The organism is Citrobacter sp. HN-141, assembly GCF_033341895.1.
Taxonomy (GTDB): domain Bacteria; phylum Pseudomonadota; class Gammaproteobacteria; order Enterobacterales; family Enterobacteriaceae; genus Citrobacter.
This window is the reverse complement of sequence record NZ_JAWPBF010000001.1, coordinates 55,614-71,885: the sequence shown is the minus strand read 5'-3', so window position 1 is coordinate 71,885 and position 16,272 is coordinate 55,614. Positions and strand designations below refer to the sequence as shown.

18 protein-coding genes are annotated in these 16,272 nt (G+C 54.0%); 14 read left to right on the top strand and 4 right to left on the bottom strand.

Going from position 1 to position 16,272, the window contains the following annotated elements; translation table 11 throughout:
- The first annotated feature begins 35 nt into the window (after positions 1–35).
- The 3 genes from RYZ59_RS00390 (at position 36) to murJ (ending at position 3,365) form a co-directional block, all read left to right on the top strand.
- Positions 36–683, top strand: a complete 648-nt coding sequence (locus RYZ59_RS00390; RefSeq protein WP_048211222.1) for a YceH family protein — start codon at positions 36–38, stop codon at positions 681–683.
- A 1-nt stretch (position 684) separates the two neighbouring features.
- Positions 685–1,608, top strand: coding sequence for a Gfo/Idh/MocA family oxidoreductase (locus RYZ59_RS00385; protein ID WP_318048757.1), 924 nt, complete (start codon positions 685–687; stop codon positions 1,606–1,608).
- 221 nt (positions 1,609–1,829) lie between these two features.
- A complete protein-coding gene (murJ, locus tag RYZ59_RS00380; protein WP_318048754.1) occupies positions 1,830–3,365 on the top strand; it encodes a murein biosynthesis integral membrane protein MurJ in 1,536 nt (511 codons plus the stop codon).
- A gap of 88 nt (positions 3,366–3,453) precedes the next feature.
- Here murJ and flgN read toward each other — a convergent pair whose 3' ends face one another.
- The 3 genes from flgN to flgA all read right to left on the bottom strand — a co-directional run bounded on the left by flgN (position 3,454) and on the right by flgA (position 4,926).
- Complete coding sequence (flgN, locus tag RYZ59_RS00375) at positions 3,454–3,876, bottom strand: flagella biosynthesis chaperone FlgN (RefSeq protein WP_137383037.1); 423 nt, start codon at positions 3,874–3,876, stop codon at positions 3,454–3,456.
- Positions 3,877–3,879: 3 nt separating this feature from the next.
- Positions 3,880–4,173, bottom strand: coding sequence for a flagellar biosynthesis anti-sigma factor FlgM (flgM, locus tag RYZ59_RS00370; protein ID WP_005129057.1), 294 nt, complete (start codon positions 4,171–4,173; stop codon positions 3,880–3,882).
- Positions 4,174–4,266: 93 nt separating this feature from the next.
- Entirely contained in the window at positions 4,267–4,926 is a 660-nt protein-coding gene (gene flgA, locus RYZ59_RS00365; RefSeq protein ID WP_318048749.1) for a flagellar basal body P-ring formation chaperone FlgA, read from the bottom strand.
- A gap of 157 nt (positions 4,927–5,083) precedes the next feature.
- On the opposite strand from flgA, the gene flgB reads away from it, so the two are divergent.
- From flgB to flgL, 11 genes are all read left to right on the top strand, one after another.
- Entirely contained in the window at positions 5,084–5,500 is a 417-nt protein-coding gene (gene flgB / locus RYZ59_RS00360; RefSeq protein WP_003036189.1) for a flagellar basal body rod protein FlgB, read from the top strand.
- Positions 5,501–5,503: 3 nt separating this feature from the next.
- Positions 5,504–5,908 (top strand): flagellar basal body rod protein FlgC, encoded by a 405-nt coding sequence (gene flgC / locus RYZ59_RS00355; protein WP_045441655.1) that lies wholly within the window; start codon positions 5,504–5,506, stop codon positions 5,906–5,908.
- 11 nt (positions 5,909–5,919) lie between these two features.
- Positions 5,920–6,618: a flagellar hook assembly protein FlgD gene (gene flgD, locus RYZ59_RS00350; RefSeq protein WP_137383035.1), complete on the top strand. Its 699-nt coding sequence runs from the start codon at positions 5,920–5,922 to the stop codon at positions 6,616–6,618.
- A gap of 26 nt (positions 6,619–6,644) precedes the next feature.
- Positions 6,645–7,859 carry a flagellar hook protein FlgE gene (gene flgE / locus RYZ59_RS00345; protein WP_137376453.1) on the top strand — a complete coding sequence of 405 codons (1,215 nt, stop codon included), beginning with the start codon at positions 6,645–6,647 and terminating at the stop codon, positions 7,857–7,859.
- A 20-nt stretch (positions 7,860–7,879) separates the two neighbouring features.
- Positions 7,880–8,635 (top strand): flagellar basal body rod protein FlgF, encoded by a 756-nt coding sequence (locus RYZ59_RS00340; protein ID WP_048211227.1) that lies wholly within the window; start codon positions 7,880–7,882, stop codon positions 8,633–8,635.
- Between the two features lie 13 nt (positions 8,636–8,648).
- A complete protein-coding gene (gene flgG / locus RYZ59_RS00335; protein WP_005129045.1) occupies positions 8,649–9,431 on the top strand; it encodes a flagellar basal-body rod protein FlgG in 783 nt (260 codons plus the stop codon).
- 57 nt (positions 9,432–9,488) lie between these two features.
- On the top strand, positions 9,489–10,187 hold the full coding sequence (gene flgH / locus RYZ59_RS00330; RefSeq protein WP_003036206.1) for a flagellar basal body L-ring protein FlgH: 699 nt from the start codon (positions 9,489–9,491) through the stop codon (positions 10,185–10,187).
- 33 nt (positions 10,188–10,220) lie between these two features.
- Positions 10,221–11,297 carry a flagellar basal body P-ring protein FlgI gene (locus tag RYZ59_RS00325; protein WP_137383046.1) on the top strand — a complete coding sequence of 359 codons (1,077 nt, stop codon included), beginning with the start codon at positions 10,221–10,223 and terminating at the stop codon, positions 11,295–11,297.
- Complete coding sequence (gene flgJ / locus RYZ59_RS00320; protein ID WP_137383034.1) at positions 11,297–12,247, top strand: flagellar assembly peptidoglycan hydrolase FlgJ; 951 nt, start codon at positions 11,297–11,299, stop codon at positions 12,245–12,247. The genes RYZ59_RS00325 and flgJ overlap by 1 nt, the downstream gene beginning before the upstream one ends.
- A gap of 64 nt (positions 12,248–12,311) precedes the next feature.
- The gene (gene flgK / locus RYZ59_RS00315) at positions 12,312–13,970 is read left to right on the top strand and encodes a flagellar hook-associated protein FlgK (protein ID WP_318048741.1); all 1,659 of its coding nucleotides are present in this window, start codon (positions 12,312–12,314) and stop codon (positions 13,968–13,970) included.
- 14 nt (positions 13,971–13,984) lie between these two features.
- On the top strand, positions 13,985–14,938 hold the full coding sequence (flgL, locus tag RYZ59_RS00310) for a flagellar hook-associated protein FlgL (protein ID WP_137383032.1): 954 nt from the start codon (positions 13,985–13,987) through the stop codon (positions 14,936–14,938).
- A gap of 78 nt (positions 14,939–15,016) precedes the next feature.
- Here flgL and RYZ59_RS00305 read toward each other — a convergent pair whose 3' ends face one another.
- Positions 15,017–16,216, bottom strand: coding sequence for an MFS transporter (locus tag RYZ59_RS00305; protein ID WP_318048738.1), 1,200 nt, complete (start codon positions 16,214–16,216; stop codon positions 15,017–15,019).
- Positions 16,217–16,272 lie beyond the last annotated feature (56 nt).

Below are 16,272 nucleotides of genomic sequence, written 5' to 3'. Positions count from 1 at the left end.
GTTTCAGGCGCACGGCCTGAATAATGGAGAAGACGATGAAATACGAATTAACCGCCACCGAAGCCCGTGTGATTGGTTGCTTATTAGAAAAGCAGGTTACTACACCGGAACAGTATCCCCTTTCCGTGAATGGTGTGGTGACCGCGTGTAATCAAAAAACCAACCGTGAACCGGTGATGAATCTGTCGGAAGCCGACGTGCAGGATCAGCTTGATAACCTGGTAAAAAGGCATTTTCTGCGCACGGTCAGCGGCTTTGGTAATCGCGTGACCAAATACGAACAGCGGTTCTGTAATTCAGAGTTTGGCAATCTTAAGCTTAGCGCGGGTGAAGTGGCATTGATCACCACGCTGTTACTCCGTGGCGCTCAAACACCGGGTGAATTGCGTAGCCGCGCATCCCGAATGTATGAGTTCAGCGATATGGCGGAAGTAGAGTCGACGCTGGAGAAACTGGCTACCCGGGAAGATGGCCCTTATGTGGTCCGCCTGGCGCGCGAACCTGGAAAACGAGAAAGTCGTTATATGCACCTGTTTTGTGGTGAGGTTGATGAGTCACTCGCTGCGGCAGATGAGCCGCAGGCGGCGTCTGGAGATTTGCAGGCGCGTGTTGAAGCGCTGGAAACCGAAGTGGCAGAGTTGAAACAGCGGCTCGATTCATTATTGGCACACCTGGGAGACTGACGTGGGAAAATTGCGTATTGGCGTGGTCGGGTTAGGGGGCATCGCGCAAAAGGCATGGTTGCCTGTGTTGGGCGCATCTGCGGACTGGACGCTGCAGGGTGCATGGTCGCCCTCGCGGGAAAAAGCGCTGCGTATTTGTGAAACCTGGCGAATGCCATACGTTGATTCCGTACAGAATTTAGCGGCAACCTGCGATGCCGTTTTCGTTCATTCCAGTACCGCCACCCACTACGCTGTAGTGAGTGAGTTGCTGAATGCCGGCGTTCACGTTTGCGTGGACAAGCCGCTGGCAGAAAATCTGCGCGAAGCTGAACAACTGGTGGAGCTGGCGGCGCGGAAAAAACTGACGCTAATGGTTGGGTTTAATCGTCGCTTTGCGCCGCTGTATCAGGATCTAAAGGCGCAGTTGGGCAATGCGGCGTCTGTTCGTATGGACAAGCACCGTACGGATAGCGTCGGGCCGCACGATCTGCGTTTTACGCTGCTGGATGATTATCTGCACGTGGTAGACACCGCGCTGTGGCTGGCGGGAGGAAAGGTTCAACTTAATGGCGGCACGCTGTTAACAAATGACACCGGTGAGATGCTGTATGCTGAACATCATTTTTCTGCCGACCAGCTACAGATAACCACCAGTATGCACCGCCGCGCTGGTAGCCAGCGCGAGTGTATCCAGGCCGTGATGGAGGGGGGCTTGATTGATGTGACGGATATGCGGGAATGGCGCGAGGAACGCGGGCAGGGTGTGGTACATAAGCCCATTGCAGGATGGCAAACGACGTTAGAACAACGTGGGTTTGCCGGCTGCGCTCGTCATTTTATAGCCTGCGTACAAAATCAGACGGTTCCTGAGACGGCGGGCGAGCAGGCGATTCTGGCACAGCGTGTGGTAGAAAAACTGTGGCGGGAGGCGATGGAGGAATAACCCCCTGTAACATCTGGCGGTAGTAATTCACGGTAATCCAGGTACTATATGCCCACTCAAAAAACACCTCTTTTCAAGCTATAGACCAGTTTGTCGGCCTGATAAGACGCTTTAGCGTCGGCATCAGGCTCTGCGACATCACCGGATGAGGGCTCAACGCCTTCTCCGGCCAATGGACTGGCTATGCGGGGTTCTGCCTCAGAGTCTGGAATACAACATAGATGAATTTATTAAAATCGCTGGCAGCCGTCAGCTCGATGACGATGTTCTCACGTGTGCTGGGTTTTGCGCGTGACGCGATTGTCGCCAGAATCTTTGGCGCAGGGATGGCGACCGACGCCTTTTTTGTGGCATTCAAACTTCCTAACCTGCTGCGCCGTATTTTTGCTGAGGGTGCGTTCTCCCAGGCGTTTGTACCGATTCTTGCCGAATACAAAAGTAAGCAGGGCGAAGACGCCACCCGCGTGTTTGTCGCCTATGTTTCTGGTCTATTGACGCTAGCGCTGGCCGTCGTCACGGTGGCCGGGATGCTTGCTGCACCGTGGGTGATAATGGTCACCGCGCCAGGGTTCGCTGATACTGCAGATAAGTTCATACTGACCACCCAACTGCTGCGGATAACCTTTCCTTATATTCTGCTGATTTCGCTGGCCTCACTGGCAGGTGCAATCCTTAACACATGGAATCGCTTCTCCATTCCAGCGTTTGCGCCGACGTTTCTGAATATCAGCATGATTGGTTTTGCGCTGTTTGCCGCGCCTTATTTCCATCCGCCGGTGCTGGCGCTGGCGTGGGCTGTCACCGTGGGCGGTGTGCTGCAACTGGTTTATCAGCTTCCGCATTTGAAGAAAATTGGCATGCTGGTACTGCCGCGTGTCAACTTCCGCGATGAAGGTGCGATGCGCGTCGTGAAGCAAATGGGGCCGGCGATCCTTGGGGTTTCCGTCAGCCAGGTTTCCATGATTATTAACACGATCTTCGCCTCGTTTCTGGCCTCCGGCTCGGTGTCATGGATGTACTATGCTGACCGTCTGATGGAGTTTCCGTCCGGTGTTTTGGGGGTGGCGCTGGGGACAATCCTGCTGCCGTCACTGTCCAAAAGTTTTTCCAGTGGTAATCATGATGAGTATTGCCGTCTGATGGACTGGGGGCTGCGCCTGTGCTTTCTGTTGGCGTTACCCAGTGCCGTGGCGTTGGGTATCCTGGCAAAACCGCTGACGGTGTCGCTGTTCCAGTACGGAAAATTTACCGCGTTTGATGCGGCGATGACCCAGCGCGCGCTGGTGGCGTATTCGGTCGGTCTGATTGGCATTATCATCGTGAAAGTATTGGCGCCTGGTTTTTACTCGCGTCAGGATATTAAAACGCCGGTCAAAATTGCCATTGTGACGCTGATTCTGACCCAGGTGATGAACCTGGCGTTTATCGGGCCGTTGAAGCATGCCGGACTGTCGTTGTCGATCGGTTTGGCGGCATGTCTGAATGCTTCACTGCTCTACTGGCAACTGCGCAAACAGAAAATATTCACCCCACAGCCGGGCTGGGCCTGGTTCCTGACGCGTCTGGTGATTTCAGTGCTGGTGATGTCTGCTGCGCTGGTAGGGATGCTTTACATGATGCCGGACTGGTCACAAGGGACAATGGTGTGGCGTGTGATGCGTTTGCTGGCGGTGGTGGTCGTGGGAATCGTTGCCTACTTCGCCGCTCTTGCTGTGCTGGGCTTTAAAGTGAAAGAGTTCGTTCGCCGGACGGCGTAATGGACATCCTATGCCGGATGGCGGTACTACGCCGCATCCGGCCAACAGAATAGCGTTGCCTGATAAGCACAATGCCATCAGGCAATGATCAAATAGAGAATTTTTTCCCGCCGCGATGTGCTGCAGAGGTCTGGCCGTTCGCGCCATACAGCGTCGGCTCCTGGTGCGGTTTCAGCACTTGAATTGCCTGTTGATTGCGTTCGATTTGCCCTTCGAGCAGCCAACCATTGTGCTGGTTGAGATCGCGCAAATGCTGTGTTTTCTTGGTGATTGTCTGCCAGCGCTCGGCAATCTCATCATTGGCGCTGCGCGTGGCGTCATTTTCCAGGCGGCGCTGCTGCTCCAGATAATCGAGGGTGGCCAGCAAAGAACTTTTTTCTTCTGTAATTCGCTGTAGCTGGCTACCGTTGATCTGTCCTGCAGAAAGCTGATGCTGCTCAGCATCCATCACCGTTTTCAGGTCATTGAGGACGGTCGTCATCTGATCAAGTATTTCTGACAAACGAGTCATACTTTATTTACTCTGTAGGTAGCTCTGTGCCTCGCGGATTAGCGAGTCGGCAATTTTTCCGGTATCCATTTTCAGCTCGCCGTTACGGATCGCGGTTTTCAGTGCTTCGACACGCTCCATGTTGATGTCATTGGTGCCGGGCTGCATCAGTTTGGCCTGAGCGTCACTCAGCATTACGCTGGTGCTGTTTGTCGTCGCTGTTTTTTCCTTCCGCGCTTTTTGTACCGGCGAGTCGCTGGTTTCGCGTGGCTGAACAGTGCTTACTGGCTTCAATGGTGAGGTACGATCAATACTCATTTTTTCTATCCTCATCGAGGGGTTACGCTATAGCGACCCGCTTTAATCATTGGTTGATTATCTATCGGCACTCGCTAAAAAATCTTTAACCTATTATAGGTTAATAAGAATATTCCCATCAGAATCGACGATTCCACTCACCACCTGACCAGAAATCATCCGCACTCGTGCGTTTTGCGCGACGGCTGCATTGTTGAGCGCTTTACCTTCGGCATTGACCCGAAAGCCGTCTCCGTTAGCGATAACCATCACGCGTTGACCCGCTTTTATCCGCCATGCCTGGCGCAACATTGTGAGCTGGATTGGCTGACCGGGAACCAGGTCGCGCAGGCTCACGGCATCCTGAACCTGGTTAATGTCCAGTACGGTGCGTGGCGGCAGTTGATCCAGACGACCACGTTTTAGCGTTACGCTGGCCGCGTTCAGTGCGCTTCCGCGGGCAACAGGGGTCGCTGCGACAACATAGTTGCCGGTGGCTTGCACAGTGACCTGCAGATAACGTTTTTCATTGGCGCAGCGGGCCAGCACGTTCACGTTACCCCACAGTTTCGCACTGCCGGACACGCTCAGCGCAGGCTGATCGCAGCTGGGCTGCAAGTTTGGCGGCGTACGGACAGTGACGACCACCTCATCGCTAAACCCGGCCAGGCGCTGGGAAAACCACGCGGTTAACTGCGAATTCAGGTCTTGTGCCAGCGTCATAGGGCTGAACAGCAGTGCTGCCACGACTATTCCACGTTTAAACGTTTGCATCAAAACCTCGCGCTTTTTCAGGTAGTGGCAGGATTTTACCTGTGTGACGCAGTCATCAACGCAACAAATAGCGACGCATTTTGCGTTTATTCCGGCGATAACGCGCGCGTGATGGGATTTAAGCTGTCGGCTGAATTTTGTCATTTGCGGAGGAGATATGCTCGATAAGCTCGATGCCGCCTTACGTTTTCAACAGGAAGCGCTGAATTTGCGCGCCCAACGCCAGGAAATATTAGCGGCCAACATTGCCAATGCCGACACGCCGGGGTATCAGGCGCGCGACCTGGATTTCGCCAGTGAATTAAAAAAAGTCATGGTGCGAGGGCGGGAAGAAACAGGCGGTGTTTCGTTGACGCTGACCTCTGCACAACACATTCCTGCCCAGACTGTCTCGGCTCCTTCTACGGAGTTGCTCTATCGCATTCCTGACCAGCCGTCTCTGGATGGCAACACGGTGGATATGGACAGGGAGCGTACGCAGTTTGCGGATAACAGCCTGAAGTACCAGATGGGGCTTACCGCGTTAGGTGGGCAAATCAAGGGCATGATGAACGTGCTGCAAGGAGGGAACTAATCCGTGGCGTTGCTCAATATTTTTGATATCGCAGGCTCTGCGCTGACGGCTCAGTCTCAGCGTCTGAACGTGGCTGCCAGCAACATGGCGAACGCCGATAGCGTGACCGGACCTGATGGTCAGCCGTATCGCGCAAAGCAGGTTGTTTTTCAGGTTGATGCAGCACCAGGCGCAGCAACCGGTGGCGTAAAAGTCGCTGACGTCATTGAAAGTCAGGCGCCGGACAAGCTGGTTTATGAACCGGGCAATCCGCTGGCGGATGCGAATGGCTACGTAAAAATGCCGAATGTCGACGTGGTTGGCGAGATGGTTAACACCATGTCTGCTTCACGCAGCTATCAGGCAAACGTTGAAGTGCTCAATACCGTGAAAAGCTTGATGCTTAAAACGCTGACGCTGGGCCAGTAAAGGAGGCGCATATGTCCGTTGCTGTAAAAATGAATGACCCGAGTACGTCGGGTGTTAATGCTGCCACTGGCAAAAGTTCGCTGACCGGGAGCAACGCGGCCGATCTGCAAAGCAGCTTTCTGACGCTTCTGGTCGCGCAGTTAAAAAACCAGGACCCAACCAACCCGCTGCAAAACAATGAGTTGACTACCCAGTTAGCGCAAATCAGTACCGTAAGCGGCATTGAAAAATTGAATACCACGCTGGGATCGATCTCCGGACAGATCGATAGCAGCCAGTCGTTGCAGGCCAGTACGCTGATTGGTCATGGCGTCATGATCCCGGGGACCACCATTCTGACCGGTAAGGGTACCGAAGAAGGGGCTACGACGACCACGACACCGTTTGGCGTTGAGCTGCAGCAGCCGGCAGATAAGGTTACCGCAACCATTACCGATAAAGACGGCAAGGTGGTACGCACCATTGATATTGGCGGGTTGAAAGCGGGCGTTCATACCTTTACCTGGGATGGCACCATGACGGACGGCACGGATGCGCCGAGCGGTTCGTATAACGTCTCGATTGCGGCCAGCAACGCCGGAACGCAGCTTGTGGCGCAGCCTCTACAGTTTGCGCTGGTGCAGGGTGTTATCCGCAGTAACGGCGGTAACACACTGGATCTGGGCACCTATGGAACCACCACCCTCGACGAAGTACGGCAGATAATTTAAGCCTTCACACTTATCAGGAGTAAGTCATGGCCTTTTCACAAGCGGTCAGCGGTCTGAACGCTGCAGCGACCAACCTCGATGTCATTGGTAACAACATCGCCAACTCCGCCACCTACGGTTTTAAATCCGGTACGGCATCTTTTGCCGATATGTTCGCCGGTTCTAAAGTGGGTCTGGGCGTTAAAGTTGCGGGTATTACCCAGGACTTTACCGATGGTACCACCACCAACACCGGACGTGGGCTGGATGTGGCTATCAGCCAGAACGGTTTTTTCCGTATGGTTGACAGCAATGGTTCCGTTTTCTTCAGCCGCAACGGTCAGTTCAAACTCGATGAAAACCGCAACATTGTTAACATGCAGGGGCTGAAACTGACGGGCTATCCGGCGACCGGTACGCCGCCGACCGTTCAGCAGGGTGCGAACCCGGGGCCGATCACGATCCCCAATACATTGATGGCGGCACAGGCAACCAGCAAGGCCTCAATGCAGATCAACCTGAACTCATCGGATAAAATAATCCCGACAACGACAAAGTTCGATCCGAAAGATGCTGACAGCTATAACAAAAAAGGCCCTGTCACCGTTTATGACAGCCTGGGCAATGCCCACGAAGTTAACGCCTATTTTGTAAAGCAGCCTGATAACAAATGGGCTGTCTATACCATTGATAGCAGCGATCCTAAGGCTGCTGTGCCAACCGCACCGACGTCCACGCTGGAATTTGATACCAATGGCGCGTTAATCGGCGGCGGTACATTCGATATCACTACCGCCGCGCTCAATGGCGCACCGGCCGTCACCTTCGCAATGAGTTTCCAGAACTCCATGCAGCAGAACACCGGCGCAAACAACATTGTTGCCACTAACCAGGACGGCTACAAACCAGGCGATCTGGTGAGCTATCAGATTAACAATGACGGTACCGTAGTTGGTAACTACTCCAACGAACAGAAACAGGTTCTGGGACAGATCGTGCTGGCAAACTTTGCCAACAACGAAGGTCTGGCGTCTCAGGGCGATAACGTCTGGGCGGCAACTCAGGCCTCCGGTGTGGCGCTGCTGGGTACCGCGGGTACGGGTAACTTCGGCAAGCTGACCAACGGTGCGTTGGAAGCCTCTAACGTGGATTTGAGTAAAGAACTGGTGAATATGATTGTCGCTCAGCGTAACTATCAGTCGAATGCGCAGACTATCAAAACCCAGGATCAGATCCTTAACACACTGGTCAACCTGCGCTAAGCGCCTGACGGGATGGCTTAATGGATCACGCAATATATACCGCCATGGGCGCGGCCAGTCAGACGCTGAATCAACAAGCGGTGACGGCCAGCAACCTGGCAAATGCCTCGACACCGGGTTTTCGTGCTCAGCTCAACGCGCTGCGCGCGGTTCCCGTAGAAGGGCTTTCACTGCCGACGCGTACGCTGGTGGTCGCTTCCACGCCTGGGGCCGATATGACGCCAGGCCAGATGGATTATACCTCCCGCCCGCTGGATGTGGCCTTGCAGCAGGATGGCTGGTTGGCTGTGCAGACCGCTGATGGCAGCGAAGGATACACCCGCAATGGCGCTATTCAGGTGAGTCCAACCGGTGAGCTGACTATTCAGGGACATCCGGTGATCGGCGAAGCTGGGCCGATAGCGGTACCGGAAGGGTCGGAAGTGACTATCGCCGCAGACGGAACGATTTCGGCGCTCAACCCAGGCGATCCCGCGAATACGGTGGCGCCAGTAGGACGTCTGAAGCTGGTTAAAGCGACGGGAAGTGAAGTGCAACGTGGCGATGACGGTATGTTCCGTCTGAGTGCGGCAGCGCAGGCTACCCGGGGGCCGACACTGCAAGCTGACCCCAGCATCCGCGTGATGTCGGGCGTACTGGAAGGCAGTAACGTCAAACCCGTTGCGGCGATGAGCGATATGATCGCCAGCGCTCGCCGCTTCGAAATGCAGATGAAGATTATCAGTAGCGTGGATGATAACGCGGGCCGCGCCAACCAACTGCTGTCGATGAGTTAATACAGGACATTTTATGATCAATTCATTATGGATCGCCAAAACCGGCCTGGACGCGCAGCAAACCAACATGGATGTGATTGCCAACAACCTGGCAAACGTCAGTACGAATGGTTTCAAACGCCAGCGTGCGGTGTTTGAAGATCTGCTGTACCAGACGATTCGTCAACCGGGGGCTCAGTCTTCTGAACAGACGACGCTGCCGTCTGGTTTGCAGATTGGTACTGGTGTGCGTCCGGTTGCGACCGAACGTTTGCACAGCCAGGGTAACCTGTCGCAGACCAATAACAGCAAAGATGTGGCGATTAAAGGCCAGGGCTTTTTCCAGGTCATGTTACCGGATGGGACGTCAGCCTATACACGTGATGGTTCTTTCCAGGTGGATCAGAACGGTCAGTTGGTCACGGCGGGTGGTTTTCAGGTGCAGCCTGCAATCACTATCCCGGCGAACTCGCTGAGCATCACCATTGGACGAGACGGTATTGTCAGTGTGACTCAGCAGGGCCAGGCTGCGCCTGTTCAGGTGGGACAGCTCAACCTGACAACCTTCATGAATGATACCGGTCTGGAAAGTATTGGTGAGAATTTGTACACCGAAACGCAATCGTCCGGCGCACCGAACGAAAGCACGCCGGGGCTGAACGGCGCGGGCTTGTTGTACCAGGGTTATGTGGAAACCTCTAACGTCAACGTGGCGGAAGAACTGGTTAACATGATCCAGGTTCAACGTGCTTATGAAATCAACAGTAAAGCGGTATCGACCACCGATCAGATGCTGCAGAAACTGACGCAACTCTAAAGTGACGTCCGGTGGGGTGAAAGCCTCACCGGCGCACTGATTTTGAAGATGAAGGCAATGCGAAAACACGCGCTTCACCCATACCCGATTTTGGCCCTGCTGGTGGTTTCACTGACAGGATGTGCCTGGATACCGGCTACTCCGCTCGTGCAGGGCGCGACGACTGCCCAGCCCGTTCCAGGCCCGACGCCGGTGGCGAATGGATCAATATTTCAGTCTGCGCAGCCGATTAATTATGGCTACCAGCCGTTATTTGAAGACCGCCGTCCGCGCAATATTGGCGATACGCTGACTATCGTATTGCAGGAAAACGTCAGTGCGAGCAAAAGCTCCTCGGCGAATGCCAGTCGTGATGGCAAAACTAACTTTGGTTTTGACACGGTACCACGTTACCTGCAGGGGCTGTTTGGCAACGAGCGTGCCGACGTAGAGGCTTCAGGCGGCAACTCGTTTAACGGTAAAGGCGGCGCGAACGCCAGAAACACCTTCAGTGGTACGTTGACCGTGACGGTTGATCAGGTACTGGTGAATGGCAATTTACATGTCGTGGGTGAAAAACAGATCGCCATTAACCAGGGCACTGAATTCATTCGCTTCTCTGGGGTTGTTAACCCGCGCACCATTAGCGGCAGCAACTCTGTACCGTCAACGCAGGTTGCGGATGCGCGTATTGAATATGTCGGTAACGGCTATATCAATGAAGCGCAGAATATGGGCTGGTTGCAGCGTTTCTTCCTTAATTTATCGCCGATGTAAGCGAGGTATCCAGTGTTTAAAACTCTTGTTGGAATGGTACTGGTACTGGCTACCACCTTTGCGCATGCCGATCGCATTCGTGATCTGACCAGTGTTCAGGGGGTGCGTGAAAACTCGCTGATAGGCTACGGTCTGGTGGTGGGGCTGGACGGTACGGGTGACCAGACCACCCAGACACCGTTTACCACACAAACGCTGAATAACATGCTCTCGCAGCTGGGTATTACCGTGCCGACGGGCACCAATATGCAGCTGAAAAACGTGGCGGCGGTGATGGTGACCGCGTCATTCCCGGCGTTTGGGCGGCAGGGACAAACCATTGATGTGGTGGTCTCTTCAATGGGTAATGCCAAAAGCCTGCGTGGCGGGACGTTGCTGATGACGCCGCTGAAAGGGGTCGATAGCCAGGTGTATGCGTTGGCGCAGGGGAACATTCTGGTCGGTGGTGCAGGCGCCGCAGCGGGTGGTAGTAGTGTCCAGGTGAACCAGCTTAACGGCGGGCGTATCACCAACGGTGCCATTATTGAACGCGAGTTGCCTACCCAGTTTGGTGGCGGTAACACCATTAATCTGCAGCTGAATAATGAAGATTTCACCATGGCGCAGCAGATAACCGACACCATCAACCGCTCTCGCGGATTTGGCAGTGCGACTGCGCTGGATGCACGCACGATCCAGGTACGCGTCCCGAGCGGCAATAGCTCGCAGGTACGTTTCCTCGCGGATATCCAGAATATGGAAGTGAACGTCACGCCGCAGGACGCGAAGGTGATTATTAACTCCCGTACAGGATCGGTGGTAATGAACCGTGAAGTGACGCTGGATAGTTGCGCTGTTGCACAAGGCAATCTGTCGATTACGGTTAACCGCCAGGCGAACGTCAGCCAGCCGGATACCCCGTTTGGTGGTGGACAAACCGTGGTGACGCCACAAACGCAGATCGATCTGCGCCAGAGCGGTGGGTCGTTGCAGAGCGTTCGTTCCAGCGCCAACCTGAACAACGTCGTACGTGCATTGAATGCGCTGGGGGCAACACCGATGGATCTGATGTCTATCCTGCAATCCATGCAAAGTGCGGGTTGTCTGCGCGCCAAACTGGAAATCATCTGATGATTGGTGATAGCAAACTGCTGACCAGCGCAGCCTGGGATGCACAATCACTGAACGAACTGAAAGCGAAAGCGGGTCAGGACCCGGCGGCAAATATCCGCCCGGTCGCCCGCCAGGTTGAAGGGATGTTCGTGCAGATGATGCTGAAAAGTATGCGCGAGGCGTTGCCAAAAGACGGTGTGTTTAGCAGCGACTCCACGCGTTTATACACCAGTATGTATGACCAACAGATCGCCCAGCAGATGACGGCAGGAAAAGGTCTGGGACTGGCAGAAATGATGGTCAAGCAGATGACGCAAGGACAGGGGCAACCTGCGGATGATGCGCCGCAGGTGCCGATGAAATTCTCGCTGGAAACGGTGACCAGCTATCAAAATCAGGCGCTGACGCAACTGGTGCGTAAAGCCATTCCCCGGGCGACGGAAAGCAATGATGAGCCGCTGTCAGGTGACAGTAAAGATTTCCTCGCTCAGCTATCGCTGCCGGCTAAGCTGGCGAGTCAGCAAAGCGGGGTGCCGCATCATCTGATTCTGGCGCAGGCGGCGCTGGAGTCCGGGTGGGGGCAACGACAAATTCGACGGGAGAACGGCGAGCCGAGCTTTAACATTTTTGGGGTGAAAGCCTCGGGAAGCTGGAAAGGGCCGACCACTGAAATCACCACCACCGAATACGAAAACGGTGAGGCGAAAAAAGTGAAAGCGAAATTCCGTGTGTATAGCTCCTATCTTGAAGCACTGTCGGATTATGTCGGTCTGATATCCCGCAATCCGCGTTACGCCGCGGTGACCGGTGCCGCGACCGCTGAGCAGGGTGCCCAGGCATTGCAGAATGCGGGTTACGCCACTGACCCTAACTACGCGCGCAAATTAACCAGCATGATCCAGCAGCTAAAATCGATGAGCGAAAAGGTGAGTAAAACCTACAGCACGAATCTCGATAATCTCTTTTAAATAGCTCAAGTCTGCTGACCTGCTGCCGATAATACCGAGTATTGAAGGATTACAAGGAACCTCCATGTCCAGCTTGATTAATAACGCGATGAGTGGACTCAGCGCAGCGCAGGCCGCGTTGAACACTGCCAGTAATAACATCTCCAGCTATAACGTTGCCGGATATACCCGACAAACGACAATTATGGCGCAAGCGAACAGCACGCTGGGTGCGGGGGGCTGGGTCGGCAATGGTGTCTATGTTTCTGGCGTACAGCGTGAGTATGACTCATTTATCACTAATCAGTTACGTGCGGCGCAGAACCAGAGCAGCGGTCTGACGACACGTTATGAGCAAATGTCAAAAATTGACAACCTGCTCGCCAGCAAAACCAGTTCGATCTCAACGTCGATGCAGGGTTTCTTTACCAGCCTGCAGACGTTGGTGAGTAACGCTGAAGATCCGGCGGCACGTCAGGCACTTATCGGTAAAGCTGATGGCTTAGTCAATCAGTTCAGAACGACGGACCAATATCTGCGCGATCAGGATAAGCAGGTCAATATTGCGATTAAGGCCAGCGTCGATCAGATCAATAACTATTCGAAGCAAATTGCCAGCCTTAATGACCAAATCTCCCGTTTGACCGGCGTTGGCGCGGGTGCGTCACCGAACGATCTGCTCGATCAGCGCGATCAACTGGTGAGTGAGCTGAACAAGATTGTCGGCGTGGAAGTCAGCATTCAGGACGGCGGCACCTATAACGTGACCATGGCGAATGGCTACTCGCTGGTGCAAGGCAGCAATGCTCGCCAACTGGCCGCTGTACCTTCCAGCGATGATCCCTCTCGCACGACCGTCGCTTATGTTGACGGCGTGGCCGGAGAAGTTGCCATCCCGGAAAAGTTGATCACGACCGGTTCGCTGGGCGGGCTGTTGACGTTCCGTTCGCAGGAACTCGACCAGACGCGTAATACCCTTGGTCAGTTGGCCCTCGCCTTTGCTGATGCGTTTAACACGCAGCACAAAGAAGGTTTTGATGCCAACGGCGACCCGGGCAAAAACTTTTTCGATATTGGTGGCCCGGCAGTCCTTAGCAATACGAAGAATAAAGGGACCGGTGCGCTTGATGTTAAAATGACGGACAGCTCGTCGGTGCAGGCCACAGACTATAAAATTACGTTTGATGGTACTGACTGGCAGGTAACCCGTCTGGCTGACAATACCAGCTTTAAGCCGACGGTCACTGGCGGAAAAATGTCGTTTGATGGGCTGGAAATTACCGTCAAAAATGGTGCGGTAGCAAATGATAGCTTTACGGTAAAACCCGTGGGGGACGCCATTATTAATATGAAAGTGGCGGTGACCGATGAGTCGAAAATCGCCATGGCTGAAGTGTCCAAAAATGACGCTGATCCCGATGTTGATAAAGGAAAAAGCGATAACCGTAACGGCCAGAAACTGCTGGATCTGCAAACCAAGGCAACCATCGGGAATAAAACCTTTAACGATGCTTACGCTACGCTGGTGAGCGATGTCGGGAACAAAACGGCGACCTTAAAAACCAGCAGCACCACGCAAAACAACGTGGTCACGCAGCTTTCAAATCAGCAACAGTCTATTTCCGGGGTGAACCTCGACGAAGAGTACGGGAATTTGCAGCGTTATCAGCAGTATTACCTGGCCAACGCTCAGGTACTGCAAACGGCGAATTCGCTCTTTGATGCACTGCTGAATATTCGCTAAGGGAGAGGAACTCAATGCGTATCAGTACTCAGATGATGTACCAGCAGAATATGCGCGGCATCACCAACTCTCAGGCTGAATGGTTGAAATTTGGCGAGCAGATGTCAACGGGGAAACGCGTGAACAACCCGTCTGACGATCCGATTGCCGCATCACAGGCTGTGGTGCTTTCACAGGCTCAGGCGCAGAACAGCCAATATACGCTGGCGCGTACTTTCGCGACGCAAAAAGTGTCACTGGAAGAGAACGTGTTAAGCCGGGCGACGACCGCGATTACCGCGGCACAGGAAAAAATTGTCAATGCTGGCAACGGTACATTGAGTGATGATAACCGGGCATCGTTGGCAACTGATTTGCAAGGGATCCGCGATCAGTTAATGAATCTGGCGAACAGCACCGACGGTAATGGTCGCTATATCTTTGGCGGCTACAAAACGGAAGCGCCGCCATTTGCCAAGACTGATGGAACCTATAGTGGTGGAACGCAAAATATCACCCAACAGGTCGATGCCGCTCGCTCAATGGTGATTGGTCATACCGGGGATAAGATTTTTAACTCGGTGACCAGCAACGCGGTTCCAGAGCCAGATGGAAGCAAGTCAGAAACGAACTTATTCGTCATGCTGGATACCGCTATTGCAGCCCTGAAAACGCCGATTGAAGGCGATGATGCGGCTAAAGATGCAGCCAAAGCCGCCATCGATAAATCCAACCGTGGTCTGAAGAACTCACTGAATAATGTGCTGTCTGTTCGTGCTGAACTCGGTACGCAACTCAGTGAACTTAGCGCTCTGGATTCGTTGGGTGCCGATCGCGCGTTGGGCCAAACGCAACAGATGAGCAATCTGGTTGATGTTGACTGGAATGCGGCGATTTCTTCGTATGTGATGCAGCAGGCTGCGCTACAGGCATCGTATAAAACGTTTACCGATATGCAGGGAATGTCACTGTTCCAGCTCAACCGGTAACGACCCTTTTTGAAACATATCATGAAACTGGATATGTTTGTCTGCCCGCTCCACATACACCCCGGAGCGGGCATTTTTTTAGGCTGCAGTTGTCTGGCTAACAGGTAATTTACCGGTCAGTCTAATTACCAGCGCAACAACGCCGCTGAAAGTAGCCAGTGTCACCACGCCTTCCCAGTTTGCCAGCGCATAGACCTGGCTTCCGAGTAGAGAACCCAGCGCCATGCCGATAAACACCATGGTGAATAGCAACGCGTTCAGACGACCTCTTGCCTGAGGCTCCAGGCTATAAACCAGGTTCTGATGGGCGACCAGGCTGGATTGCAGTCCGAGATCAAAGCCTATCGCCGACAAGGCAATCAGCAGCCACTGCCCCTGTACTGGCAGGGCCGGAAGCAAGAACATCAGTGCAAATGAAAGCGTGACTAACAGCGCGCCCAACTGTGTTACCCGCCCGGCACCTACTTTATCTGCCAGATGGCCTGCCATAGGGGCTGCCAGCGCCCCGGCTGCCCCTGCAATACCAAATGCCCCCGCCATCGCGCTGCCCATGTGGTAATGCTCAGAGAGCATAACCGCCAGTGTTGACCAGAAGGCGCTAAAGGCAATGGACAGAAAGCCCTGCGCCAACGCCGCCCGGCGCAGTGCAGGATAACGCTGCCACAGTTGCGCCATGGAGAACATTAATGCCGGATAACTCAGCGTGGAATGGACCGTAAAGCGGGGCAGCATTTTCCACATCAGTACGGCAATCACGGCAATACTGACGGCGGCAAGTTGATACATTTCCCGCCAGCCATAGGCTTCACCTACCAGCCCGCTGATGGTCCGTGAGAGTAAGATCCCTAGCAGAAGACCGGTCATGACGGTGCCCACTGTTTTTCCCTGTTTGCCTTCAGGCGCAAGGATGGCTGCGGCTGGCACGATATCCTGAGCCATGGTCGCTGCCATCCCCATCAATAAGCTTACCAGCAGTAGTGAATGCAACTGCCCGGTAAAGCTGCAGGCCAACAGCAGTGCGGCAAGAGAGACGCTTTTTAGCAGGATTAATGTCCGGCGGTCATAACGGTCGCCCAGCGGCAACAAAAACAAAATGCCCAGCGCGTATCCTGCCTGGGTGAGCGTTGGCACCAGCCCCATACCGGTGATGCTTAAGGCCAGGTCCTGGCCCATTAAAGGTAAAAGAGGCTGGGCATAATAGATTGCGGCAACGCTGAATCCAGCGCCCAGTGCCAGAACAAAAATAACCCAACGGGAAAGTGCGGTGTGTGTGTTCACAAATGATTCCTCAATCACGGGATGTGCGGCTATTTTTATCCTTCAACCGGTAGCAC